Below are 23,403 nucleotides of genomic sequence, written 5' to 3'. Positions count from 1 at the left end.
CATGCCCCGCCCGACTGGTAAGAAATTCGACAAGCGTCGTCAGCAACAAAACCCGCTCTTCAAGCGCAAGAAGTTCTGCCGTTTCACGGCTGCAGGCGTCGACCAGATCGACTACAAGGACACGGAAACGCTGAAGGACTTCATCGGCGAAAACGGCAAGATCACGCCGGCTCGTCTGACGGGTACGAAGGCGCACTATCAGCGTCAGCTGGATACGGCCATCAAGCGTGCGCGTTTCCTCGCGCTGCTGCCGTACACCGATCAGCACAAGGCGTAATCAGGCGACGCAATAAGGAGAATTCGAATGCAAATCATTCTGTTGGAAAAAGTCGCCAATCTGGGTAACCTCGGCGACATCGTCAAGGTCAAGGACGGTTACGCTCGCAACTTCCTGATCCCGAACCGCAAGGCTCGCCGTGCAACGAAGGAAGCGATCGCCGAATTCGAAGTGCGCCGCGCTGAACTCGAAAAGATCGCCGCTGAAAAGCTGGCGGCATCGCAGGCAGTCGGCGAGAAGCTGAACGGCCAGTCGTTCGAAATCACGCAGAAGTCGGGCGTTGACGGCCGTCTGTTCGGCTCGGTCACGAACGGCGACGTCGCGGAACTGCTGAAGAAGGCAGGTTTCGAAGTCGAGAAGCTGCAAGTTCGCATGCCGGAAGGCCCGCTGAAGATGATCGGCGAGCACAACGTGCAGGTCGCGCTGCACACGGACGTCGTCGTCGACGTCACGATCAACGTGATCGGCGACCACGCGTAAGCGTACGCAGGCTTTCCGGGCGGCTTCCGTCGTCCGGACAAGGGCAGGCGCCCGGGCAACCGGGGCCTGCCTTTTTTATTGCCCGATCGCCTGAGCGGTAGCGCTGCAGCGATCTATTCGCGATAATCCCAACCCATGAACGCGCCGCAAGATCCTCAAATCGAATCGCTGAAAGTCCCGCCGCATTCGGTCGAAGCCGAGCAGTCGGTGCTCGGCGGCCTGTTGCTCGACAACGCGGCATGGGACCGGATTGCCGACTTCCTGTCGCAGGGCGATTTCTATCGCTACGACCACCGGATCATCTACGAGCACATCGGCCGCCTGATCGCGTCGACGCGGCCGGCCGACGTCGTGACCGTGTACGAAGCGCTGACCACGTCCGGCAAGGCCGACGACGTCGGCGGCCTCGCGTACCTGAACGCCCTCGCGCAGAACACGCCGAGCGCCGCGAACATCCGTCGTTATGCGGAAATCGTGCGCGATCGCGCGGTGTTGCGCCGGCTCGTGTCGGTTGCCGACGAAATCTCGGCCGACGCGTTCAATCCGCAAGGCAAGGAAGTCCGTCAGCTGCTCGACGAAGCCGAATCGAAGGTGTTCTCGATCGCGGAAGAGGGCGCGCGCGGCAACCAGGGCTTCCTCGAGATCGGCCCGCTGCTCACGCAGGTCGTCGAGCGGATCGACACGCTGTACCACACCGCGAATCCGAGCGACGTCACGGGCACGCCGACGGGCTTCGTCGACCTCGACCGGATGACGTCCGGGATGCACGGCGGCGAGCTGATCATCGTGGCGGGACGGCCGTCGATGGGCAAGACCGCGTTTTCGATGAACATCGGCGAATATGTCGCGGTCGAGTACGGGCTGCCGGTCGCGGTGTTCTCGATGGAAATGCCGGGCACCCAGCTCGTGATGCGTATGCTCGGCTCGATCGGCCGGCTCGACCAGCACCGGATGCGGACGGGCCGGCTGACGGACGAGGACTGGCCGAAGCTGACGCATGCGGTGCAGAAGATGAGCGAGGCGCAGCTCTTCATCGACGAGACGGGCGGCCTGAACCCGATGGAATTGCGCTCGCGCGCGCGGCGTCTTGCGCGGCAATGCGGCAAGCTCGGCCTGATCATCGTCGACTACCTGCAGCTGATGTCGGGTTCGTCGCAGGGGGAGAACCGCGCGACCGAAATCTCGGAAATCTCGCGATCGCTGAAGAGCCTCGCGAAGGAGCTCGACGTGCCGGTGATCGCGCTGTCGCAGCTGAACCGCGGCCTCGAACAGCGCCCGAACAAGCGTCCGGTGATGTCCGATCTGCGCGAATCAGGCGCAATCGAACAGGATGCGGACGTGATCCTGTTCATTTACCGCGATGAAGTCTACAATCCGGACAGCCCGGACAAAGGAACGGCCGAGATCATCATCGGCAAGCAGCGTAACGGTCCGATCGGCCCCGTTCGGCTCACGTTCCTGGGTCAATATACGAAGTTCGATAACTTTGCAGGGGCGCAGACCTTCTACGGCGAGTGACGCCGATTGTAAAGGCCTAAATCGCCAAACGTTGTATCCAATCCCGGCGCGCGCATATGCGCGCGTCGCGTCGCAACCGAAAACGGTACAATGTCGCCCGTTTTCGTGACAGTAGTTTGACAATCTCTCAGGAATCCCATGTTCGGTCGATTCATGCCCACCGAGGGCAAGTTCTTTGAACTCTTCAACGCGCACGCGAAGCACATCGTTTCCGGTGGCCGCGAGCTCGAACTGCTGATCGACAATCTCGCCGACGCCGAGATTCACAAGCAAAACGTGCAGACCGCCGAGAAGGCCGCCGACAAGCTCACGCACGAGGCGATCGATCTGCTGCACAAGACCTTCATCACGCCGCTCGATCGCGACGAGATTCACAAGCTGATCACGACGATGGACGACATCCTCGACCTGATGGAAGACGTCGCGACGGCCGTGTCGCTGTACGACGTGCGTTCGGTCACGTCGGAGGCGAGCCAGCTCGCGCACATCGTCACGCAGTCGGCCCAGCACGTGCAACAGGCGGTCGGGCTGCTGTCCGACATGAAGCAGTCGGCACAGATCCTCAAGCAATGCGAGGAGATCGACCGCTGGGAGTCGGAGGCCGATCGCGTGCTGCGCGCGGCGATGTCGAAGCTGTTCCGCGAGGAAGACGACGTGAAGACGCTCATCAAGCTGAAGGCGATCTACGAGCTGCTCGAAGAGATCACCGACAAGTGCGAGGACGTCGCGAACATCATCGAAGGCATCGTGCTGGAAAACGCCTGAGCGGACCACGATGCATTCGATACAACTCGCCCTATGGATGGTCGCGGCGCTCGTGCTCGTCGCGCTCGTATTCGACTTCATGAACGGCTTTCACGACGCGGCGAACTCGATCGCCACCGTCGTGTCGACCGGGGTGCTGAAGCCCCAGCAGGCCGTCGTGTTCGCGGCGGCGTTCAACGTCATCGCGTACTTCATCTTCCACCTGAAAGTCGCGCAGACCGTCGGTAAAGGCACGATCGATCCCGAAATCGTCGACCACTACGTCATCTTCGGCGCGCTGGTTGGTGCGATCGGCTGGAACGTGATCACGTGGTATTACGGGATTCCGTCGAGCTCGTCGCACGCGCTGATCGGCGGCCTCGTCGGCGCGGCGCTCGCGAAGTCGGGCTGGAGCTCGTTGAACATCGACGGGCTGCTGAAGACGGTTGCGTTCATCTTCATTTCGCCGCTGCTCGGCTTCATCCTCGGTTCGCTGTTCATGCTCGGCGTGTCGTGGCTGTATTTCCGTACCGCGCCCAGCAAGGTCGACCGGCGTTTCCGCCGTCTGCAGCTGCTGTCGGCCGGCCTGTACAGCCTCGGCCACGGCGGCAACGACGCGCAGAAGACGATCGGCATCATCTGGATGCTGCTGATCGCAAGCGGCTACGCGTCGGCCGGCGCCGATGCGCCGCCTGCGTGGGTGATCGGCGCGTGTTACCTGTCGATGGGCCTCGGCACGCTGTTCGGCGGCTGGCGCATCGTGCGCACGATGGGCCAGAAGATCACGAAGCTCAAGCCGGTCGGCGGTTTCTGCGCGGAAACCGGTGGCGCGATGACGCTGTTCCTCGCGTCGTTCCTCGGCATTCCGGTGTCGACCACGCACACCATCACCGGCGCGATCGTCGGTGTCGGCGCGACCCAGAAGCTGTCGGCCGTGCGCTGGGGCGTCGCCGGCAACATCGTGTGGGCGTGGGTGCTGACGCTGCCCGCCGCCGCGCTGTTCGCGGCCGGCGGATGGTGGCTCGGCCACCAGATCTTCTGATCGCCGACACTGCCGGATCGACATCCGATGCGCCGCAAGCCGAAAGGCTGCGGCGCATTTTCTTTTGGAGCGGCGAGTGGGCGACGGAACGGGCGGGGCGCCGACAGAGGTCGCCGACGGGACTTGCCGTCGACGGCCGGGCAACCGGTCAGTAACTGCCGTTCGCGAACCGCGCGATCGGATCGTCCGCGGTGCCGGTACGCGGGCTGACGGGCGCGGATTGCGTCGACGCGCGCCAGACCTGCACGGGTGCGGGCTCGATGCTGCGTGGCGATGCCGATGCGGCCGCCGGAGGCGGTTCGTCGTCGAACGCGGCAGCCTGGGCGGCGGTCAGCGCCGTCGTCGGAATCTGCGTGCCGGACTCCGCCTGGACGGCGGGCGCTGCATTGGCCGTCATCGCAGTCATGCCGTCGTTCATCGACGTTGCCTGCTGCCGGGCGGCCTGCATGCGCGGCGGAGGCGGTTCGTACGGATCGGCAGCGGGGGCCGCCGGTGCGGCGGCGGCCGTGACGACCGGCGCGGGTGCCTGCGTCACGCGTGCTTGCTGCGGCGCATAGGCAGGCTGCCGCGCCGCCGCGGTCGTCACGACCACCGGCGCGGCTGCGACCGCCGGCGGCGTGCGCGGCTCGTCGCGCTTCGCCTCGTAGGTCGGCGCATCGAACGGCGTCGGCGCCGTGCGCGGCGGCGCGACGCGGCGAATACCGTCGAAACGTTTGGCCCAGTACGGGTTCGTCAGGTAGTCGAGCCGCACGGTGCCGCCCGTCGACGGTGCGTTGACGAAGCGCAGCTTGCCGACATAGATGCCGACGTGCGAATGCGGCCGCCCGGTCGTATTGAAGAAAATCAGGTCGCCCGGCGCGATCTCGTCGGGTTCGATCGACACGCCGCGGCCGCTCATGTCGGCGGTCGTGCGCGGCAGGTTCACGTCGGCCGCGCGGCCGATCACGTAGCGCACGAGCCCGCTGCAGTCGAAGCCGCTCGTCGGCGTGTTGCCGCCCCAGCGATACGGGATGCCGACGAGGCTCATCGCCTGGATCGAGATTTCTTCCTGGCCGACGCTGTGATCGACGAATTTCGGGAAATTGGCCGGAGCGGGGAACGCGCGCGGCGTCGTGATCTTCATGCCCGACGCGGAACGCGATGCCGACTGCGGCGGCACGCTGGAGCAGGCCGCAAGCAGGGAAACGACGGCGACGGGAACCCAGATTCGAAGCATGGCAAGGCGGGCGAGCGCGGCGCGCTCGCGAATCGTATGACAACAGACAGACCCGATGGTAGACGCTCGGACGGGGCTTAAGCAACCATTCTTGAGAATTTACTTGAAGTTTCGCGCGTAAACTGCGCTTTTGCGTGACGAAGCGTTACTTTTTTCTTCGACCCCAAATAAAAACGGCGCTCCGGAAACGGAGCGCCGTGTGGCGTCGACAGCTGGCCGATCGGCCGGCAGGCCGCGTTACAGGATGTCCGACGCGTAGTCGGCCAGCCGCGAACGTTCGCCGCGAGCGAGCGTCACGTGGCCGCTGTGGCCCCAGCCCTTGAAGCGGTCGACGACGTAGGTCAGGCCCGAGCTGCCTTCGGTCAGGTAAGGCGTGTCGATCTGCGCGATGTTGCCGAGGCACACGATCTTCGTGCCGGGGCCCGCGCGCGTGACGAGCGTCTTCATCTGCTTCGGCGTCAGGTTCTGCGCTTCGTCGATGATCAGGTACTTGTCGACGAACGTACGGCCGCGCATGAAGTTCATGCTCTTCACCTTCAGGCGCGAACGGATCAGTTCCTGCGTTGCGGCGCGGCCCCATTCGCCGGCCGCGTCGTCGGTCTTCTGCAGCACTTCGAGGTTGTCGTCGAATGCGCCCATCCACGGCTGCATCTTCTCTTCCTCGGTACCGGGCAGGAAACCGATGTCCTCGCCGACGGGCACGGTGGCGCGCGTCACGATGATCTCGTTGTAGCGCTTGTCGTCGAGCACCTGCGCGAGGCCGGCCGCGAGCGCGACGAGCGTCTTGCCGGTGCCGGCCTGGCCGAGCAGCGTGACGAAGTCGATCTCGGGGTTCATCAGCAGGTTCAGCGCGAAGTTCTGCTCGCGGTTGCGCGCGGTGATGCCCCACACGTTGTTCTTGTGGTGGCTGTAGTCGCGCAGCGTCTGCAGCAGCGCCGTCTTGCCGTTCAGTTCGCGGACGATCGCATGGAACGTCGGCTCGCCGTTCTGCGGTTCGAGATAGACGAACTCGTTGACGAGCATCGACGCGACGAGCGGGCCCGTCACGCGGTAGTACGTGGTGCCCGTCTTCGTGTCCTGCCAGCTCTCCATGCCCTTCGCATGCTTGGTCCAGAAATCCTGCGGCAGCTCGCGCACGCCGTTGTACAGGAGATCGGAGTCCTCGAGCACCTGGTCGTTGAAGTAGTCTTCCGCGGGCAGCCCGAGCGCATGCGCCTTGATCCGCATGTTGATGTCTTTCGACACCAGCACGACCTGGCGGTCGGGCCGGTCGCGCTGCAGCGCGCGCACGACACCGAGGATCTGGTTGTCGGCCTTGCCCACGGGCAAGCCTTCGACCGGCGCGATGTCGGCGAGCTTCGTCTGGAAGTACAGGCGGCCGAGCGCCTCGCGGCTGCCGAGGCGCGACAGCGGGATGCCGTCCGAGATCGGGCCGCCGTCGGCGACCAGCGCGTCGAGCGTGCGGCTGACCTGGCGTGCGTTGCGCGCGACTTCCGACATCCCCTTCTTGTGGTTGTCGAGTTCCTCGAGCGTCATCATCGGCAGATAGACGTCGTGTTCCTCGAAGCGGAAGAGGCTGCTCGGGTCGTGCATCAGCACGTTGGTGTCGAGCACGAACAGTTTCTGCAGTTCGGCCTCGGCGGGCTTGCGGCTGCGCGACTTGGTGGCGGCGCCGGCGTCGCGCGCGGGCGCGGCGGCGGGTTTGCCGGCGGCCGGCTTGTCGTTGCGCGCGACGACCGGCGCCGCGGGTGCGGCGGGGGCCGGCATCGGCTGCAGCAGCGCGGCCGTCTGCTTGGTCTTGCGGCCGCGCGTGGGTGCGGCATCAGGCGCCGAAGACGCGACGGCACGCAGCGGCGCGGCCGTGTTCGCGGCTTCGATCATCGGTTGGGCCACGCTGGCCGGACCATAGTCACCGGCTGTGGATGCGTCCCCTTCGGCGGATTTCTTCGCGGCTTTCGCGGGCCGCGCTTTCGCCTTGTATTCGTCGGGCGGCAGCAGGCTGCCGAGCTTGCTGGGGGGGGTAGGCAAAGGCATGGTGTCCCTCGGGAGGAATCGTGTCGCATGGCGTGCGCCGCTGATCGCATCCTGCGTGACGTAGACGCAGTTTGCGCGCGGTGGCGCACAGGAAATTCGTCTAGCCGGTTCGCCTAAGTGTCGATCAGCTCCTTGATGCGGTTAGGGCCGGACCGGGAGGGCCGGCGCGCAATCCATAAAAAAAGCCGCTGCCCCGTCGACAGGGACATGCGGCTCGGCTGATGTCGTGATGCGCGTCAGGTGCCGGGAAGCATCGCATCGAGCACCGGCGCAGCTACGAGAAATATGGGGCGAACGGGCATTCATTGCGGCCCAATATAACGCGCCTCAAAGCGCTTGTACAGCACTTAGCACGTCGTCCACGTGACCCGGCACCTTGATGCCGCGCCATGCCTGACGGAGCACGCCGTCGGCGTCGATCAGGAACGTCGAGCGCTCGATTCCGCGCACTTCCTTGCCATACATCTTCTTCATCTTGATGACATCGAACAGCGCGCACAGCGCTTCGTCGGCATCGGAGATCAGCGGGAACGGCAGTTCGAGCTTTGCCTTGAAGTTGTCATGCGAGCGCAGGCTGTCGCGCGACACGCCGATGACTTCCGCACCGGCTTTCTTGAACTTCGGATAGAGATCGCGGAACTGCAGCCCTTCGGTCGTGCAGCCCGGCGTGTTGTCCTTCGGATAGAAGTACAGCACGAGCTTCTTGCCTTTCAGGTCGGACAGCGAAATGTCGCCGCCCGTGGCCGGTGCGGTGAAATCGGGAACTTGACGGTCAACTTCGACAGACACGTGTTTCTCCTGTTGTTATGGAAAGGCGCCGCTGCGGCGGCGCGGTGCGGCGTCCCGGCAACGCGCGGCAGGGCGCTGCGGGCGCCGCCGGCTCGCGCGCGGACTCAGTCGGGCTGGACGATCAGTTCGCCGGAGCGGCCGGGGATTTCGCCCCACGTGACAGGGTACGATGGCAGCGTGTCGCGGTCCAGCGTCGCGTGGTAGTCGCCCATCGTCGCAAACGTGTGGCCTTGCGCGCGCCAGCCGGCGAGCAGCTGCTCGAACACGGGCGCGAGCTTCTGGCCTTCCAGTTCCGCATGCAGCGTGAACACCTGGTCGTGCGGATTGGTTTCGGTGAACTTGAGGAGGTGCGCGGCGACGTTGTGCGTGTCGACGCCGTCGATGCCGAGCACTTCGTCGAGCGTCGGCAGCGTGGTCGGCATCTGCACGTGCGACAGCGTGCGGCCGCCGACGACCGGCAGGTACGGCGAGTGGCCGCGCCCGTCGGAGGCGTAGCGCATGCCCCACGCGTCGATCTGCTCGAACGCGGCATCGTTCATCTGCCAGCCGGCCGCGCCGTGCGTGACGGGCGGCGCGCCGAAGATCTCGATGAAGCGCGCGTGACTCTTCTGCATTTCACGCGCGGTCCAGTCGCGATCGCGCGCACGGACGTTGTCCTGCCAGTACACGTGATCCCACGTGTGGATCCCGCATTCGAAGCCGGCCTCGTGGATCGCGCGCATGTCGGCGATCGCGCGGCGGCCGATGTCGGGGCCCGGCAGCAGCACGCCGTACATCAGCTGCTTCACGCCGTAGTGTTCGACCACCGACGTGCGCGACACCTTCTTCAGGAAACCCGGGCGGAACACCCGCCGCAGCGCCCAGCCGGTGTGATCGGGCCCGAGGCTGAAGAGGAAGGTCGCGCGCGCGCTGAAGCGATCGAAGATGCGCGCGAGGTTCGGCACGCCTTCGCGTGTGCCGCGCAGCGTGTCGACGTCGATCTTGAGGACGATACGAGCCAAGCGAACGTCCCGGTCAGCCTTGCTGTTCGACGAGCGCGCGCGCGTCGGCGACGTGGCCGCGATACGCCTCGAAGATGTTGCGCAGCGCGTCGTCGAACGTCGCCTGCGGCGCCCAGCCGAGCTCCTGCATCGTGTTGTCGATCTTCGGCACGCGGTTCTGCACGTCCTGGTAGCCGTTGCCGTAGTAGGCGCCGGACGTCGTTTCGACGAGCTTCACCTGCTTGGCCGAGTCGGCGTACTCGGGGAATTCCGCGGCCAGTTCGAGCATCTTGTGCGCGAGTTCGCGAACCGAGAAGTTGTTCTTCGGATTCCCGATGTTGTAGATCTTGCCCGACGCGACGCCGTCCTTGTTCTCGATGATCTTCATCAGCGCGCTGATGCCGTCGCCGATGTCGGTGAACGCGCGCTTCTGCGAGCCGCCGTCGACGAGGCTGATGTTCTCGCCGCGCACGATGTGGCCGAGGAACTGCGTGACCACGCGCGAGCTGCCTTCCTTCGGCGTGTAGATCGAGTCGAGGCCCGGGCCGATCCAGTTGAACGGGCGGAACAGCGTGAAGTTCAGGCCTTCCATCCCGTAACCCCAGATCACGCGGTCCATCAGCTGCTTCGAGCATGCGTAGATCCAGCGCGGCTTGTTGATCGGGCCGTAGGTGAGTGCCGACGCGTCCGGATCGAACTGCTCGTCCGAGCACATGCCGTAGACCTCGGAGGTCGACGGGAACACGAGGTGCTTGCCGTACTTGACGGCCGAACGCACGATCGGCAGGTTCGCCTCGAAGTCGAGCTCGAACACGCGCAGCGGCTGCTGGACGTAGGTGGCCGGCGTCGCGATCGCGACGAGCGGCAGGATCACGTCGCACTTCTTCACGTGATACTCGACCCACTCCTTGTTGATCGTGATGTCGCCTTCGAAGAAATGCATCCGCTCGTGGTTGACGAGGTCGCCCAGCCGATCGGTCTGCATGTCCATGCCGAACACTTCCCAATCGGTGGTTTCAAGAATGCGCTTCGACAGGTGATGGCCGATGAAGCCGTTCACACCCAGGATCAGGACTTTTTTTGCTTTCATGAATGACGGGAAGAATGAATGAACTGCGCGAATTCCGCGGGCGTCACGACGGTTTCGCTGCCGTCGCGCTGCTGCCACAGCTCGAGAATGGACAAGGCGCGGCTGTCGCCGCAGACGCCGAATAGCGCATTATCGCTTACGTGCAGGCCGGGCGGCAAATCCGCCGCGGCGGCCGCTGCCGCGCTGCCGGGCGCCGCGAGGCGCGCGCGCGCGATCACGAAACGCGTGCCGTCGACGTCCGTGAACGCGCCCGGATACGGGGGCGCGACCGCGCGCACCAGGTTGTAGACCTGCGCGGCCGGTTTCGACCAGTCGACGCGGCCGTCCTCGGGCTTGCGCCCGCCGTAGTAGCTGCCGCTCGACAAGTCGTTCGGCAGGTGCGCCGCCTCGCCGGCGAGCAGCGCGGGCAGCACGCGCCAGAGCGTCTGTTCGGCGGCCACCGTGACCTTGTCGAACACCTGCGCGGCCGTGTCGTCCGGCAGGATCGGCACCGCGGTCTGGCCGATGATCGCGCCCGCGTCGGGCTTCGCGGCCATCTCGTGCAGCGTCGCGCCGGTTTCGGTCTCGCCGTTCAGCACGGCCCAGTTGGTGGGTACCCGACCCCGGTATTTCGGCAGCAGCGAACCGTGCATGTTGTACGCGCCGCGCGGCGCGATCGCGAGCAGGTCCACCGGCAGCATGTGCCGATAGTAGAACGAGAAGATGAAGTCGGGCCGCGCGTCGGATACCGCGCGGCGCAGCGCCGGATCGGCGGGATCGGCCGGGGTGACGACCGGGATGCCGTGCTCGGCCGCGACGGACGCGACACTGCCGAACCAGATGTTCTCGTTCGGGTTGTCCTCGTGCGTGACGACGAGCGCGACGTCGACGCCGCGCGCGAGCAGCACCTGCAGGCAGCGCACGCCGACGTTGTGATACGCGAAGACGACCGCGCGCGGCTTCATTGCCCGGCTCCCGTGCGGTTCGCGTCGGCCGGCACCGGCGGCACGCCGTCGTGCTGCTCGAGCACGGCCTGGATCAGGTAGCGCGGCCGTGCGCGCACCTGCTGGTAGATGCGGCCGACGTACTCGCCGAGCAGGCCGAGCGCGAAGATGATCACGCCGAGCAGGAAGAACGTAATGGCGAACAGCGTGAACACGCCTTGCACTTCCGCGCCGACGATGAAGCGGCGCACGAGCAGCAGCACGAACAGCGCGGCGGAGCCGAGCGACAGGATCACGCCGATGAACGACAGCCACTGCAGCGGCACGACCGAGAAGCCGGTCACGAGGTCGAAGTTCAGCCGGATCAGGCTGTACAGCGAATACTTCGATTCGCCTGCGAAGCGTTCCTCGTGCGCGACCTCGATTTCGGTCGGCTTTTGCGCGAACGTGTACGCGAGCGCGGGGATGAACGTGTTGACTTCGCCGCACACGTTGATCGTGTCGATGATGCGGCGGCTGTACGCGCGCAGCATGCAGCCCTGGTCGGTCATCTTGATGCGCGTGATGCGCTCGCGCAGCCGGTTCATCATCTGCGACGCCTTGCGCCGCCACAGGCTGTCCTGGCGCTGCTTGCGGATCGAGCCGACGTAGTCGTAGCCCTCGCGCATCTTCGCGATCAGCTTGCCGATTTCCTCGGGCGGGTTCTGCAGGTCGGCGTCGAGCGTGATGACGATCTCGCCGCGCGACTGCGCGAAGCCCGCGAGGATGGCCATGTGCTGACCGTAGTTGCCGTTGAGCAGCACGACGCGCGTCGTGTCGGGCCGTACGTGGAACTGATCGGCGAGCATCGCGGCCGAGCGGTCGCGGCTGCCGTCGTTGATCAGGATCACTTCATACGACGTGTCGAGTGCGTCGAGCGCCGGATACAGCCGCGCGAACAGCGCGGCGAGGCCGTCTTCCTCGTTGTATACGGGGATGATGACCGAGACTTCGGGCCGACCGGCGTCCAGGTGCCCGGCGACCGGATGGCCGGCCCCCGGATGCCCGGCGCGTGCTTCAAGGTGACTCATGTACGCTTATTTTCCGTATTGTTCACAAATCTGGTTGATGGCGTCGACCACGCGACGCACGTCGCCTTCCGTCATCTGCGTGAACAGCGGCAGCGTGACGGTCGACGCGCCGTACCGTTCGGCGTGGGGGAACATGCCCTCCTTGAAGCCGCGCGCACGGTACAGCGTGAAAAGATGGATCGCCGGGTAGTGGATGCCCGTGCCGATGCCGCGTTCCTTCAGCTGCGCCATGAATTCGGCGCGCGTGATCGTCAGCCGCTCGAGCGGCAGCGTGATCAGGAACATGTGCCAGTTGCTGTTCGCGAAGTCGGCAACCGGCAGGCCGACGCCGAGCTTCACGGCCGCGCCGCCGTCGAACGCGGCGAAATACGCGCGGGCGAGCGCGCGGCGCTGCGCGGTGAAGCGTTCGATGTGCGGCAGCTGGCCGAGACCGACGCGGGCGGCGACGTCGGTCAGGTTGTACTTGCCGCCGAGCACGTCGCAGTCCATCCCGTCGAAGCCGGTGCGCGTGATGCCCTGCAGCCGGTACTTCTGCGCGAGTGTCGCTTCGTCCTCGTTGTTCAGCACCAGCGCGCCGCCTTCGATCGTCGTCAGGTTCTTGTTCGCGTGGAAGCTGAACGACACGATGTCGCCGATCGCGCCGATGCGCTTGCCGTTCCACGTCGAGCCGAACGCCTGCGCGGCGTCCTCGATCACGCGCAGCTTGTGCGCGCGCGCGATCGCGTACAGGCGGTCCATGTCGACCGGCAGGCCGGACAGGAACACGGGGATGATCGCCTTCGTGCGCGGCGTGATCGCCTGCTCGAGCTTGTCGAGGTCGATGTTGCGCGTGACGGGATCGATGTCGGCGAACACGGGCGTCGCGCCCGTTTCGATGATTACGTTGCTGGTCGAGACCCACGACGCCGGCGTCGTGATCACCTCGTCGCCGGCACCGACGCCCGCGATGCGCAGGCCGATCTCGAGCGTGCAGGTGCCCGAATTGAACGCGCGGACCGGCCGCCCGCCGCAGTAGTCGGACAGCGCCGCCTCGAATTTCTGGCATTGCGGGCCGGTGGTGATCCAGCCCGAGCGCAGCACGTCGACGACGCCCTGGATGGTTTCCTCGTCGATTTCCGGTCGGGTGAACGGCAGAAACGGAGCGGTAGTCTGGCTCATGAACGCGTTGGCCTGTAATGGCGTGTAATAAAAGGGTCGGGCGATCCGCCCGAAACCGGCATTAAACACCGGTTGGCGGATTCGCACCGTGATTTTTTGTAGGCGGACACTTAACGCCGCGGGGCATGCTCAACTGCGCGCGAGCACGAGCACGCCGATCAGGATGATGCCGATCCCGACGAGCCGCTGGACCGACAGCACCTCGCCGAACAGGTACCACGCCGCGAACGCGTTGACCACGTAGCCGAGCGACAGCATCGGGTACGCGATCGACACGTCGACCCGCGACAGCCCGAGAATCCAGACCACGACGCTCAGCACGTAGCAGCCGAGGCCGCCGATGATCGGCAGCTGGGTCGCGATCTTCAGGCCGACCGGGAGGATGTTCGCACGGCTGAATTCGAAGTGCCCGACGGCGTTGACGCCGGCTTTCAGCAGCAGTTGCGCACAGGCGTTGAGCATCACGCCGGTGATGATGCAGACGAACGAAACGGGATTCATGCGAGGGGCGTCCTTACGATTGCGGTTTCTCGACGATCACGCGGCGGTTGTCGCGCGCGATCACGCGCATCGGCACGCCTTGGCTGACCAGCGCGTCGTACTGGCCGGGCGGCATGATCGCGAGCGCATGGGTTTCCTGCTTCCAGCGCGCGATCCATTCGGCGACCGTCGGAATCCACTTGTTCGGCTCCATCGAGATCCCGAACGCGAGCTCGTCCTGGCGCTGGACCATGATCGTCGTGTGGCCCATGTAGAACGGGAACGTATGGTCGAGCATCTCGATCGAGTAGAACGGCGTGTCGGGCGGCAGCTTCGCCAGTTCGGCGCGCACGGCCGGCGCGAGCAGCGCGCCCGAGCTGTAGCGGCCGAACTCGTCGTGCCCGGTGCCGCCGATCGTGCCGAACGCGAGCCATGCGGCGCCGAACGCGGCGAGCGCGGCGGCCGCGCCCGTCCGGCGGTTCAGCCACGCGGCCGCGAGCGTCAGCGCGGCCGAGACCGCGAGGCCCGCGTACAGCCACATCTGGAACGCGCGGTACAGCGCGTTCGGCGTGCGGGCATCGCCCTGGTACGCGAGGAAGATGATCCCGAACGCCGCGGCGACGAAGAACACGAGGTAGCCGAGCAGGTGGCGGCGGAACCGGTCGGCCGTCATCAGCGGCAGGTACGCGCCGATGATCAGCGCGAGCGCCGGCGCGACCGGCAGCACGTACGAGATCAGCTTCGAATGCGACGTGCTGAAGAACAGGAAGATGAAGGCGCTCCAGATCAGCAGCACCAGCATCGGCGAGAAGCCGTTCGGCTGGCGCGGCATCCGCAGCGCATGGCGGATGCTCTGCCACGCGACCGACAGCCACGGCAGGAAGCCGACCAGCAGCACCGGCACGAAGTAGTACAGCGGGCCCGGGCGGTTCTGTTCCGGGGTCAGGTACCGGCGGAACTGCTGGACGATGAAGAAGAAGTTGAAGAACTCGGGGTTGCGCTGCTGCACCAGCACGAACCACGGCGTGACGATCGCGAAGAAGATCACGAGGCCGCTGACCAGGTACAGGCGCTTCCACAGCGCCCAGTCGCGCGCGATCAGCGTATAGAGCACGAGCACGGCGCCGGGCAGGATCAGGCCGACGAGGCCCTTGGACAGCACCGCGAGCGCCATCGCGGCCCAGCATGCCCACATCCAGCCGCGCACCGCGGCCGGGCGCAGCCCGGGCCGCTGCGCGAGCAGCAGCGAGCAGAGCGACAGCGCCATCCAGAACGCGAGCCCCATGTCGAGCGCGTTGAAGTGGCCCATCAGGTTCCAGTACGGCGAGCTCGCGAGCACGACGGCCGCGAGGAAGCCCGACAGCGGGTTGAACAGGCGCGCGCCCGTGTAGCCGACGAGCAGCACGCCGGCGAAGCTCGCGACGGCCGTGTAGAGGCGCGCCTGCCATTCGCCGATGCCGAACCACGCGAAGGTCAGCGCATTCAGCCAGGTCTGCAGCGGCGGCTTCTCGAAGTACTTGTAGCCGTTGTAGCGCGGCGTGATCCAGTCGCCGGTGACGAACATCTCGCGCGCCATTTCCGCGTAGCGGCCTTCGTCGCTCGGGATCAGGTGGCGCAGCCCGAGCGGCGCGAACCAGACGATCGCGAGCGCGACGATCAGGAGGACGAGCGTGATGCGGTTGAGCGGTAGCCTCGAGGGCGTATCGTTCATGGATTTTCAGCCTGTTGGTTGGGGTGACGGGCCGCCGGCGGGTTGTGCCGGCGGCGGGCGGCCTGGCCGGACCGATCGGGGGATCGACCCGTTGCGCCGGCCCGAGTTTTACCGCATCGGGGATTAACGTTCAATTAAGAGCGCGGCGGCGACTTTGCGGCCCTCGGCCATCAGGATGTTGTAGGTGCGGCAGGCCGCCTGGAAATCCATCGTCTCGACGCCGATCCGCTTCGCCGTGAGCGCCGCGACGAGCCGCGGGTGCGGGAAGCGCAGCCGCGCGCCGCTGCCGAAGATCACGAGCTCGGGCGTCGGGTCGAGCAGCATCGCGAAATGCTCGGGCGCGAGCGCGTCGAACGACGACACCGGCCATGCCTGGACCGGCGCGCCGGGCAGCACGATGACGCTCGTTTCATGGCGTTCGAGATTGACGTCGACGTAATCGGGGCCGTAGCCGGTGACGGTATTGAGCGCGCCGCTCGTGTCCTGGTGCAGTTTCAAATCGGTATTCCGCGGTTCCGTAAGGGCATGTATCGCAAGGGCCGCAGGGGCCCGGATGGCCGGTTTCGCGCGCCTGGCCACATGGGGACGCCTGACGGCGCGGGCCCGGCGCGGCTATGGTGCATTGCGAAAGTCGGCCAAAATCCGCTAAATTATAACTTTTTGGCCGCCCCCGGGCGCCACTTGCGTCGTGCGTCGCCACAAGCCGCGTCCGACCGCCCGCTTTTTCCCAGTCTAGACAGCGCGCACAGACCGGCCGCTTTCCAGTTTTGATCCCGTCCCCCGGCCGCAAGGCCAACCCAGGAACCGTGTCGTCGTGAAACCGATTCAGAAGTCGAACAAGCTGCTCAACGTCTGCTACGACATCCGTGGCCCGGTGCTCGAGCACGCGAAGCGCCTCGAGGAAGAAGGCCACCGCATCATCAAGCTGAACATCGGCAACCTCGCGCCGTTCGGTTTCGACGCGCCGGACGAGATCATCCAGGACATGATCCGCAACCTGCCGTCGTCGTCGGGTTATTCCGATTCGAAGGGCGTGTTCTCGGCGCGCAAGGCCGTGATGCACTACACGCAGGAAAAGGGCGTCGTGGGCGTCGGCCTCGACGACATCTACATCGGCAACGGCGCGTCCGAGCTGATCGTGATGGCGACCCAGGCGCTGCTGAACGACGGCGACGAAGTGCTGCTGCCCGCACCCGACTACCCGCTGTGGACGGCCGCGGTGAGCCTGTCGGGCGGCACGCCGGTGCACTACGTGTGCGACGAGCAGAACGCGTGGATGCCCGATCTCGACGACATCCGCAGCAAGATCACGCCGAACACGAAGGCGATCGTCGTGATCAACCCGAACAACCCGACGGGCGCGCTTTACTCCGACGAATTGCTGCTCGAGCTGCTCGAGATCGCGCGCCAGCACGGGCTGATCGTGTTCGCCGACGAGGTCTACGACAAGATCGTCTACGACGGCCTCGAGCACACCGCGATGGGTTCGCTGTCGGAGGACGTGATCACCGTCACGTTCAACAGCCTGTCGAAGAGCTATCGCTCGTGCGGCTACCGCGCGGGCTGGATGGCCGTGTCGGGCCTCGGCGGCGACAACCGCCGGCGCGCGAAGGATTACCTCGAGGGGCTGGGTATCCTGTCGTCGATGCGCCTGTGCGCGAACGTGCCCGGGCAGTTCGCGATCCAGACGGCGCTCGGCGGCTACCAGAGCATCAACGAACTCATCGTGCCGAGCGGGCGCCTGTACAAGCAGCGCGAGCTCGCGTACGACATGCTGACGTCGATCCCGGGCGTGACCTGCGTGAAGCCGCAGGCCGCGCTGTACATGTTCCCGCGCCTCGACCCGAAGCTCTACCCGATCCAGAACGACCAGCAGTTCATTCTCGACCTGTTGCTCGAGGAGCGTGTGCTGCTGGTGCAGGGCACGGGTTTCAACTGGGCGACGCCGGACCACTTCCGCGTGGTCTTCCTGCCGAACCTCGACGACCTGACCGATTCGATCAACCGGATCGCACGCTTCCTCGACGGCTACCGCAAGCGCCACTCGGCCTGAGCGGCCAGGGTCACGCGGAATTCACTACTTCTTACTCATCGATCACACGCAGCATGGAACCGATCAAAGTTGGCCTGTTGGGCTTCGGCACGGTGGGCAGCGGCACCTTCACGGTGCTGCGCCGCAACCAGGAAGAAATCAAGCGACGCGCGGGGCGCGGCATCGAGGTCGCGCGCATTGCCGTGCGTAATCCGGCCAAGGCGCGGGCCGTGCTCGGCGGTGATGCCGCCGCCGCGCAGATCACCGACGATTTCAATTCGGTCGTCGACGATCCGTCGATCGCGATCATCGCCGAGATGATCGGCGGCACGGGCATCGCGCGCGAGCTCGTGCTGCGCGCGATCGCGAACGGCAAGCACGTCGTGACGGCGAACAAGGCGCTGCTCGCGGTGCACGGCACCGAGATCTTCGAGGCCGCGCGCGAAAAGGGCGTGATGGTGGCGTTCGAGGCGGCCGTCGCCGGCGGCATCCCGATCATCAAGGCGCTGCGCGAGGGCCTGACCGCGAACCGCATCCAGTACATCGCGGGCATCATCAACGGCACGACCAACTACATCCTGTCGGAAATGCGCGACCGCGGGCTCGATTTCGCGACCGCGCTGAAGGCCGCGCAGGAACTCGGCTACGCGGAAGCCGACCCGACCTTCGACATTGAAGGCGTCGACGCCGCGCACAAGGCGACGATCATGAGCGCGATCGCGTTCGGCGTGCCGGTGCAGTTCGACCGCGCTTACGTCGAGGGCATCAGCAAGCTCGACGCGACCGACATCCGCTACGCGGAAGAGCTCGGCTACCGGATCAAGCTGCTCGGCATCACGCGTCGCGCCGAAAACGGCATCGAGCTGCGCGTGCACCCGACGCTGATCCCGGAGAAGCGCCTGCTCGCGAACGTCGAGGGCGCGATGAACGCGGTCGTCGTGCACGGCGATGCGGTGGGCACGACGCTGTACTACGGCAAGGGCGCGGGCGCGGAGCCGACCGCGTCGGCGGTGGTCGCGGATCTCGTCGACGTCACGCGCCTGCATACGGCCGACCCCGAGCATCGCGTGCCGCATCTCGCGTTCCAGCCGGACAGCCTGTCGAACACGCCGATCCTGCCGATCGAGGAAGTGACGAGCGGCTACTACCTGCGCCTGCGCGTCGCCGATCAAACCGGCGTGCTGGCCGACATCACGCGCATCCTCGCCGCGTCGGGCATCTCGATCGACGCGCTGCTGCAGAAGGAGTCGGAGCAGGTCGACGACGCGAAGGGCGAAACCGACATCATCCTGATCACGCACGAAACGGTCGAGAAGAACGTCAATGCGGCGATCGCGCAGATCGAGCGCCTCGCGACGGTCGTGTCGAAGGTGACGAAGCTGCGCATGGAAGCGCTGAACTGAGGACGGAAAGCGACATGAACTACATCTCCACGCGCGGCGCCGGCATCGGCGAGCGCCATACGTTCTCCGACATCCTGCTCGGCGGTCTCGCGAAGGACGGCGGGCTCTACCTGCCGGCCGAGTATCCGCGGGTGTCCGCCGACGAGCTCGCGCGCTGGCGCACGCTGTCGTACGCGGATCTCGCGTTCGAGATCCTGTCGAAGTTCTGCGACGACGTGCCGGCCGACGACCTGCGCGCGATCACGCGCCGCACGTACACGGCCGACGTGTACCGCAACACGCGCCACGGCGAGAACGCGTCCGACATCACGCCGCTGAAGACGCTCGGCACCGAGCATGGCGCGGCGCTGTCGCTGCTCGAGCTGTCGAACGGCCCGACGCTGGCGTTCAAGGACATGGCGATGCAGTTGCTCGGCAACCTGTTCGAGTACACGCTCGCGAAGCACGGCGAAGCGCTGAACATCCTCGGCGCGACGTCGGGCGACACGGGCAGCGCGGCCGAATACGCGATGCGCGGCAAGGCCGGCGTGCGCGTGTTCATGCTGTCGCCGCACAAGAAGATGAGCGCGTTCCAGACGGCCCAGATGTTCAGCCTGCAGGACCCGAACATCTTCAACCTCGCGGTGGAAGGCGTGTTCGATGACTGCCAGGACATCGTGAAGGCCGTGTCGAACGATCACGCGTTCAAGGCGGAGCAGAAGATCGGCACGGTCAATTCGATCAACTGGGCGCGCGTCGTCGCGCAGGTCGTGTACTACTTCAAGGGCTACTTCGCGGCGACGCAGTCCAACGACGAGCGCGTGTCGTTCACGGTGCCGTCGGGCAACTTCGGCAACGTCTGCGCGGGCCACATCGCGCGGATGATGGGGCTGCCGATCGCGAAGCTCGTGGTCGCGACCAACGAGAACGACGTGCTCGACGAGTTCTTCCGCACGGGCGCGTATCGCGTGCGCAGCGCCGAGAATACGTATCACACGAGCAGCCCGAGCATGGACATCTCGAAGGCGTCGAATTTCGAGCGTTTCGTGTTCGACCTGCTCGGTCGCGATCCGGCGCGCGTGATGCAGCTGTTCCGCGACGTCGAGGAGAAGGGCGGTTTCGATCTCGCGGCGAGCGGCGATTTCGCGCGCGTCGCCGAGTTCGGCTTCGTGTCGGGCCGCAGCAGCCACGCCGACCGGATCGCGACGATTCGCGACGTGTTCTCGCGTTACGACACGATGATCGACACGCACACGGCCGACGGCGTGAAGGTCGCACGCGAGCACCTGGATGCCGGCGTGCCGATGGTCGTGCTCGAGACGGCGCAGCCGATCAAGTTCGGCGAGACGATCCGCGAGGCGCTCGATCGCGAAGCCGAGCGGCCGGCCGCGTTCGACGGGCTCGAGGCGCTGCCGCAGCGCTTCGAGGTCGTGAAGGCCGATGCCCGGCAGGTGAAGGACTTCATCGTCGCCCATACGGGTGCATGACGCACGGCCGGGCCCGCGGGCCCGGCTGCGCGGGACGGCCGGAACGCCGATTCGTCGAACGGATCGGGGTTCCGGCCGTTTCGTTTGGCGCCCGGGCATGGCCTGTCGCGCGAAACAAGTGCCAGACCCGCGCGTTCGCGCCGATCACAGTTTTCGCATGTCCGCCATATCGCGCGCCGGTGCGACGGCGTCGCTACAATGACGTATTGACTCCAACGATCCCCGATTCCATCGATGTCGAACCCGAATCCCGCGGCGCCCCGCGCGCCGATGCTGTCGACCGCCGAGGCGCTCGCCGCGCTGCTCGATGCCGCGAAGCCGCTGCCCGGCGCGGAGACCGTCGCCACGCTCGATGCGCTCGGCCGCGTGCTGGCCGCCGACGTGAGCTCGCCGCTCGACGTGCCGCCGATGCATACGAGCGCGATGGACGGCTATGCGGTGCGCGTCGCCGACCTGCTGCACGGCGATCGGCGGTTGCCGGTGTCGCAGCGTATTCCGGCCGGCCATCCGGCTGGGCCGCTCGCGGCCGGCACGGCCGCGCGGATCTTCACCGGCGCGACGGTGCCGCCCGGCGCCGACGCGGTCGTGATGCAGGAGCAGGCATCGGCCGACGGCGACGCGGTCGAGATCCTGCACACGCCGAAGGCCGGTGAATGGATCACCGCGCAGGGCGCGGACATCCGCCAGGGTTCGGTGATCCTGCCGGCCGGCACGCGGCTCACGCCGCAGGCGCTCGGTCTGGCCGCATCGGTCGGCTGCGCGCAGCTGTCGGTCGCACGGCGGATTCGCGTCGCCGTGTTCTTCACCGGCGACGAACTGACGATGCCGGGCGAGCCGCTGAAGCCCGGCGCGATCTACAACTCGAACCGCTTCACGCTGCGCGGGTTGCTGGAGCGGCTCGGCTGCCACGTGACCGACTACGGGATCGTGCCCGATTCGCTCGCCGCGACGCGCGACACGCTGCGCGAGGCCGCGCGCGATCACGACGTGATCCTGACGAGCGGCGGCGTATCGGTCGGCGACGAGGATCACGTGAAGCCCGCCGTCGAGGCCGAAGGGCGGCTCGCGCTGTGGCAGATCGCGATGAAGCCCGGCAAGCCGCTCGCGTACGGCGCGGTGCGCCGCGGCGACGAGCGTGCGGACGCGCACTTCATCGGCTTGCCCGGCAACCCCGTGTCGAGCTTCGTCACGTTCCTGCTGTTCGTGCGGCCGTTCCTGCTGCGCCTGTCCGGCGTGCGTGACGTCGCGCCGCGCGCACTGTCGCTGCGTGCGGACTTTTCGCAAGGCAAGGGCGACCGGCGCAACGAATTCCTGCGTGCGCGCGTCAACGCGGCCGGCGGGCTCGACCTGTTTCCGAACCAGAGCTCGGCGGTGCTGACGTCGACGGTCTGGGGCGACGGCCTGATCGACAACCCGCCGCAGCACGTGATCAGCGCCGGCGAGACCGTCCGTTTCATTCCGTTTTCCGAACTGCTGTCGTAACGCGACGGCTTCCCGAACCATGAAGATTCAGCTGAAATTTTTTGCAAGCGTGCGCGAGGCACTGGGTGTCGCCGACGAAGCGGCAACCGTGCCGGACAGCGTGACGACCGTCGGCGACGTGCGCGCCTGGTTGCGCGTGCGCGGCGGCGTATGGGCCGAGACGCTCGCCGAGGGGCGCGCGCTGCGCATGGCCTGCAACCACGAGATGACCGATCCCGACACGCGGCTCACCGAAGGCTGCGAGGTCGCGTTCTTTCCGCCGGTGACGGGCGGCTGAGGGGCGCGCGATGGCAACGGTACGAGTCCAGGCCGACGATTTCGATCTGAATGCCGAAGTCGCGGCATTGCGCGCGCGCAACCCGAGGATCGGCGCCGTCGCGTGTTTCGTCGGCACGGTGCGCGACCTGAACGAAGGCGATTCGGTTGCCGCGATGCAGCTCGAGCACTATCCGGGGATGACCGAGAAGGCGCTCGAGAAGATTGCCGCCGAGGCCGGCCGGCGCTGGCCGGGCATCGACGTCGCGATCGTGCATCGCGTCGGCAGGCTGCTGCCGCTCGACCAGATCGTGATGGTCGCGACGGTCGCGCCGCACCGCGGCGATGCATTCGCGTCGTGCGAATTCGTGATGGACTATCTGAAGACCGAGGCGCCGTTCTGGAAGAAGGAAACGACGCCGGACGGCGAGCGCTGGGTCGATGCGCGCAGCACCGACGATGCCGCGCTTGCGCGCTGGGGCGTCGAGTCGGGCAATACGCCGCGCTAGGCGGTGCGTCGATCTGCCGCGGGTGGTGCGCCCGGCGTCACGGGCCGCGCGTCACGCGTCCGGGTCGGCGCTGCGTCCGACGATCTTCGTCGGAAACGGTTCGCCGCGGGCACGCGACGGCAGCGCGTGCGGATCGTCGCCCGCGTCGCGGCGGCGCGGCGCGATCGCATCGAGCAGCGCCTGCTGCTCGGGCGGAATCCGATAATCCCAGCCGAACCGGCTCAACTGCAGGCTCTGGGCGATCCGCAGCGCGGGCGCCATGAAGCGGATCGCCGCGGGCGGCGCGTAGCGCGCCTCGACGGTCCTCAGGAACAGCGCCAGCCAGCGGCTGAAATGGGCCGGCTCGATCCCGTCGAGCGGCTGATGCGCCTGCTGCACGTTGCCGCGATAGCCTTTGGTGCCGAGCACGAGGCTCGACCAGAACGTGACCATCTTCGGCAGGTGGTCGTCCCAGCGGCCGGCCAGCTTCGCGTCGAACACGGGCCCGAGCAGCGAGTCGGCGCGCACGCGGTCGTAGAACGCGTAGACGAGCGCGCGGATGTTGTCTTCGGTCGGCTCGGTGTCGCGAGGGCGGGCCGGTGCGGTTTCGGGCGAGGCGGGCAGGGCATTCATGGCAAAAAGGGGCCGGTAGATCGGAGTGCTGACGGGCAGTGGCGGGAGGGCAGGCAGGACGCCGGTCGGATTTTGTCGCAAAATAGCGTCCAATACCCGCTGAAAAACGCGCAAGTGTCATGCATCTTATTG

At 66.4% G+C, this 23,403-nt stretch carries 23 protein-coding genes and 1 pseudogene; 12 read left to right on the top strand and 12 right to left on the bottom strand.

Annotated elements, in window-relative coordinates:
* The first annotated feature begins 1 nt into the window (after position 1).
* From rpsR to AC1VVG_RS09810, 5 genes are all read left to right on the top strand, one after another.
* Positions 2-277: a 30S ribosomal protein S18 gene (gene rpsR, locus AC1VVG_RS09830; RefSeq protein ID WP_011657068.1), complete on the top strand. Its 276-nt coding sequence runs from the start codon at positions 2-4 to the stop codon at positions 275-277.
* A 27-nt stretch (positions 278-304) separates the two neighbouring features.
* The gene (rplI, locus tag AC1VVG_RS09825; RefSeq protein ID WP_021156519.1) at positions 305-757 is read left to right on the top strand and encodes a 50S ribosomal protein L9; all 453 of its coding nucleotides are present in this window, start codon (positions 305-307) and stop codon (positions 755-757) included.
* Between the two features lie 135 nt (positions 758-892).
* Positions 893-2,275, top strand: coding sequence for a replicative DNA helicase (locus AC1VVG_RS09820; protein ID WP_006486249.1), 1,383 nt, complete (start codon positions 893-895; stop codon positions 2,273-2,275).
* 138 nt (positions 2,276-2,413) lie between these two features.
* The gene (locus AC1VVG_RS09815; RefSeq protein ID WP_034188683.1) at positions 2,414-3,040 is read left to right on the top strand and encodes a DUF47 domain-containing protein; all 627 of its coding nucleotides are present in this window, start codon (positions 2,414-2,416) and stop codon (positions 3,038-3,040) included.
* A 10-nt stretch (positions 3,041-3,050) separates the two neighbouring features.
* Entirely contained in the window at positions 3,051-4,061 is a 1,011-nt protein-coding gene (locus tag AC1VVG_RS09810) for an inorganic phosphate transporter (RefSeq protein ID WP_034188682.1), read from the top strand.
* 148 nt (positions 4,062-4,209) lie between these two features.
* Here AC1VVG_RS09810 and AC1VVG_RS09805 read toward each other — a convergent pair whose 3' ends face one another.
* Together AC1VVG_RS09805 and AC1VVG_RS09800 are read right to left on the bottom strand one after the other, a co-directional pair.
* Positions 4,210-5,277, bottom strand: coding sequence for a C40 family peptidase (locus tag AC1VVG_RS09805; RefSeq protein WP_482835572.1), 1,068 nt, complete (start codon positions 5,275-5,277; stop codon positions 4,210-4,212).
* Positions 5,278-5,514: 237 nt separating this feature from the next.
* The gene (locus AC1VVG_RS09800) at positions 5,515-7,311 is read right to left on the bottom strand and encodes a PhoH family protein (protein ID WP_482835571.1); all 1,797 of its coding nucleotides are present in this window, start codon (positions 7,309-7,311) and stop codon (positions 5,515-5,517) included.
* On the opposite strand from AC1VVG_RS09800, the pseudogene AC1VVG_RS09795 reads away from it, so the two are divergent.
* Positions 7,207-7,447: pseudogene (locus AC1VVG_RS09795) on the top strand (hypothetical protein); the annotation flags it as partial. The gene AC1VVG_RS09800 and the pseudogene AC1VVG_RS09795 sit on opposite strands and share 105 nt — an antisense overlap.
* A 191-nt stretch (positions 7,448-7,638) precedes the next feature.
* Here AC1VVG_RS09795 and AC1VVG_RS09790 read toward each other — a convergent pair.
* The 9 genes from AC1VVG_RS09790 to AC1VVG_RS09750 all read right to left on the bottom strand — a co-directional run bounded on the left by AC1VVG_RS09790 (position 7,639) and on the right by AC1VVG_RS09750 (position 16,010).
* Positions 7,639-8,100, bottom strand: a complete 462-nt coding sequence (locus AC1VVG_RS09790) for a peroxiredoxin (RefSeq protein ID WP_006756046.1) — start codon at positions 8,098-8,100, stop codon at positions 7,639-7,641.
* A 104-nt stretch (positions 8,101-8,204) separates the two neighbouring features.
* Entirely contained in the window at positions 8,205-9,101 is an 897-nt protein-coding gene (locus tag AC1VVG_RS09785) for a polysaccharide deacetylase family protein (RefSeq protein ID WP_034188679.1), read from the bottom strand.
* 13 nt (positions 9,102-9,114) lie between these two features.
* Positions 9,115-10,170, bottom strand: coding sequence for a bifunctional UDP-4-keto-pentose/UDP-xylose synthase (locus AC1VVG_RS09780; protein ID WP_006482864.1), 1,056 nt, complete (start codon positions 10,168-10,170; stop codon positions 9,115-9,117).
* A complete protein-coding gene (locus tag AC1VVG_RS09775; RefSeq protein WP_034188678.1) occupies positions 10,167-11,114 on the bottom strand; it encodes a formyltransferase in 948 nt (315 codons plus the stop codon). The genes AC1VVG_RS09780 and AC1VVG_RS09775 overlap by 4 nt, the downstream gene beginning before the upstream one ends.
* Positions 11,111-12,163 (bottom strand): glycosyltransferase, encoded by a 1,053-nt coding sequence (locus AC1VVG_RS09770; protein ID WP_049032769.1) that lies wholly within the window; start codon positions 12,161-12,163, stop codon positions 11,111-11,113. Before AC1VVG_RS09770 ends, AC1VVG_RS09775 begins: the two co-directional genes overlap by 4 nt.
* 6 nt (positions 12,164-12,169) lie before the next feature.
* Positions 12,170-13,321 (bottom strand): DegT/DnrJ/EryC1/StrS family aminotransferase, encoded by a 1,152-nt coding sequence (locus AC1VVG_RS09765; protein ID WP_034188676.1) that lies wholly within the window; start codon positions 13,319-13,321, stop codon positions 12,170-12,172.
* Between the two features lie 129 nt (positions 13,322-13,450).
* Positions 13,451-13,822, bottom strand: coding sequence for an SMR family transporter (locus AC1VVG_RS09760; RefSeq protein WP_034188675.1), 372 nt, complete (start codon positions 13,820-13,822; stop codon positions 13,451-13,453).
* A gap of 13 nt (positions 13,823-13,835) precedes the next feature.
* Entirely contained in the window at positions 13,836-15,512 is a 1,677-nt protein-coding gene (locus tag AC1VVG_RS09755) for a glycosyltransferase family 39 protein (RefSeq protein WP_034188674.1), read from the bottom strand.
* Between the two features lie 123 nt (positions 15,513-15,635).
* Complete coding sequence (locus AC1VVG_RS09750; protein WP_012328660.1) at positions 15,636-16,010, bottom strand: Mth938-like domain-containing protein; 375 nt, start codon at positions 16,008-16,010, stop codon at positions 15,636-15,638.
* A gap of 316 nt (positions 16,011-16,326) precedes the next feature.
* Here AC1VVG_RS09750 and AC1VVG_RS09745 point away from each other — a divergent pair, with 316 nt between their 5' ends.
* The 6 genes from AC1VVG_RS09745 to AC1VVG_RS09720 all read left to right on the top strand — a co-directional run bounded on the left by AC1VVG_RS09745 (position 16,327) and on the right by AC1VVG_RS09720 (position 22,659).
* A complete protein-coding gene (locus AC1VVG_RS09745; protein ID WP_034188673.1) occupies positions 16,327-17,565 on the top strand; it encodes a pyridoxal phosphate-dependent aminotransferase in 1,239 nt (412 codons plus the stop codon).
* A gap of 53 nt (positions 17,566-17,618) precedes the next feature.
* On the top strand, positions 17,619-18,947 hold the full coding sequence (locus tag AC1VVG_RS09740; RefSeq protein WP_034188672.1) for a homoserine dehydrogenase: 1,329 nt from the start codon (positions 17,619-17,621) through the stop codon (positions 18,945-18,947).
* A 14-nt stretch (positions 18,948-18,961) separates the two neighbouring features.
* Positions 18,962-20,413 (top strand): threonine synthase, encoded by a 1,452-nt coding sequence (thrC, locus tag AC1VVG_RS09735; protein ID WP_059561647.1) that lies wholly within the window; start codon positions 18,962-18,964, stop codon positions 20,411-20,413.
* A gap of 234 nt (positions 20,414-20,647) precedes the next feature.
* Entirely contained in the window at positions 20,648-21,895 is a 1,248-nt protein-coding gene (locus tag AC1VVG_RS09730) for a molybdopterin molybdotransferase MoeA (RefSeq protein WP_034188670.1), read from the top strand.
* Positions 21,896-21,914: 19 nt separating this feature from the next.
* On the top strand, positions 21,915-22,172 hold the full coding sequence (gene moaD / locus AC1VVG_RS09725; protein ID WP_034188669.1) for a molybdopterin converting factor subunit 1: 258 nt from the start codon (positions 21,915-21,917) through the stop codon (positions 22,170-22,172).
* Positions 22,173-22,182: 10 nt separating this feature from the next.
* Entirely contained in the window at positions 22,183-22,659 is a 477-nt protein-coding gene (locus AC1VVG_RS09720; protein WP_482835570.1) for a molybdenum cofactor biosynthesis protein MoaE, read from the top strand.
* Positions 22,660-22,710: 51 nt separating this feature from the next.
* Here the strand turns inward: AC1VVG_RS09720 and AC1VVG_RS09715 are convergent, their stop codons facing one another.
* Positions 22,711-23,271, bottom strand: a complete 561-nt coding sequence (locus tag AC1VVG_RS09715; RefSeq protein ID WP_226228477.1) for a group III truncated hemoglobin — start codon at positions 23,269-23,271, stop codon at positions 22,711-22,713.
* Positions 23,272-23,403 lie beyond the last annotated feature (132 nt).

Source organism: Burkholderia sp. L-4, assembly GCF_056856535.1.
This window is presented reverse-complemented; position numbering and strand designations above follow the sequence as displayed.

Bases quoted from the DNA above. Each gene is read 5' to 3' on its own strand.
- rpsR (WP_011657068.1), top strand. From the start codon at position 2: ATGCCCCGCCCGACTGGTAAGAAATTCGACAAGCGTCGTCAGCAACAA.
- rplI (WP_021156519.1), top strand. From the start codon at position 305: ATGCAAATCATTCTGTTGGAAAAAGTCGCCAATCTGGGTAACCTCGGC.
- AC1VVG_RS09820 (WP_006486249.1), top strand. From the start codon at position 893: ATGAACGCGCCGCAAGATCCTCAAATCGAATCGCTGAAAGTCCCGCCG.
- AC1VVG_RS09815 (WP_034188683.1), top strand. From the start codon at position 2,414: ATGTTCGGTCGATTCATGCCCACCGAGGGCAAGTTCTTTGAACTCTTC.
- AC1VVG_RS09810 (WP_034188682.1), top strand. From the start codon at position 3,051: ATGCATTCGATACAACTCGCCCTATGGATGGTCGCGGCGCTCGTGCTC.
- AC1VVG_RS09805 (WP_482835572.1), bottom strand. From the start codon at position 5,277: ATGCTTCGAATCTGGGTTCCCGTCGCCGTCGTTTCCCTGCTTGCGGCC.
- AC1VVG_RS09800 (WP_482835571.1), bottom strand. From the start codon at position 7,311: ATGCCTTTGCCTACCCCCCCCAGCAAGCTCGGCAGCCTGCTGCCGCCC.
- AC1VVG_RS09780 (WP_006482864.1), bottom strand. From the start codon at position 10,170: ATGAAAGCAAAAAAAGTCCTGATCCTGGGTGTGAACGGCTTCATCGGC.
- AC1VVG_RS09775 (WP_034188678.1), bottom strand. From the start codon at position 11,114: ATGAAGCCGCGCGCGGTCGTCTTCGCGTATCACAACGTCGGCGTGCGC.
- AC1VVG_RS09770 (WP_049032769.1), bottom strand. From the start codon at position 12,163: ATGAGTCACCTTGAAGCACGCGCCGGGCATCCGGGGGCCGGCCATCCG.
- AC1VVG_RS09765 (WP_034188676.1), bottom strand. From the start codon at position 13,321: ATGAGCCAGACTACCGCTCCGTTTCTGCCGTTCACCCGACCGGAAATC.
- AC1VVG_RS09760 (WP_034188675.1), bottom strand. From the start codon at position 13,822: ATGAATCCCGTTTCGTTCGTCTGCATCATCACCGGCGTGATGCTCAAC.
- AC1VVG_RS09755 (WP_034188674.1), bottom strand. From the start codon at position 15,512: ATGAACGATACGCCCTCGAGGCTACCGCTCAACCGCATCACGCTCGTC.
- AC1VVG_RS09740 (WP_034188672.1), top strand. From the start codon at position 17,619: ATGGAACCGATCAAAGTTGGCCTGTTGGGCTTCGGCACGGTGGGCAGC.
- thrC (WP_059561647.1), top strand. From the start codon at position 18,962: ATGAACTACATCTCCACGCGCGGCGCCGGCATCGGCGAGCGCCATACG.
- AC1VVG_RS09730 (WP_034188670.1), top strand. From the start codon at position 20,648: ATGTCGAACCCGAATCCCGCGGCGCCCCGCGCGCCGATGCTGTCGACC.
- moaD (WP_034188669.1), top strand. From the start codon at position 21,915: ATGAAGATTCAGCTGAAATTTTTTGCAAGCGTGCGCGAGGCACTGGGT.
- AC1VVG_RS09720 (WP_482835570.1), top strand. From the start codon at position 22,183: ATGGCAACGGTACGAGTCCAGGCCGACGATTTCGATCTGAATGCCGAA.
- AC1VVG_RS09715 (WP_226228477.1), bottom strand. From the start codon at position 23,271: ATGAATGCCCTGCCCGCCTCGCCCGAAACCGCACCGGCCCGCCCTCGC.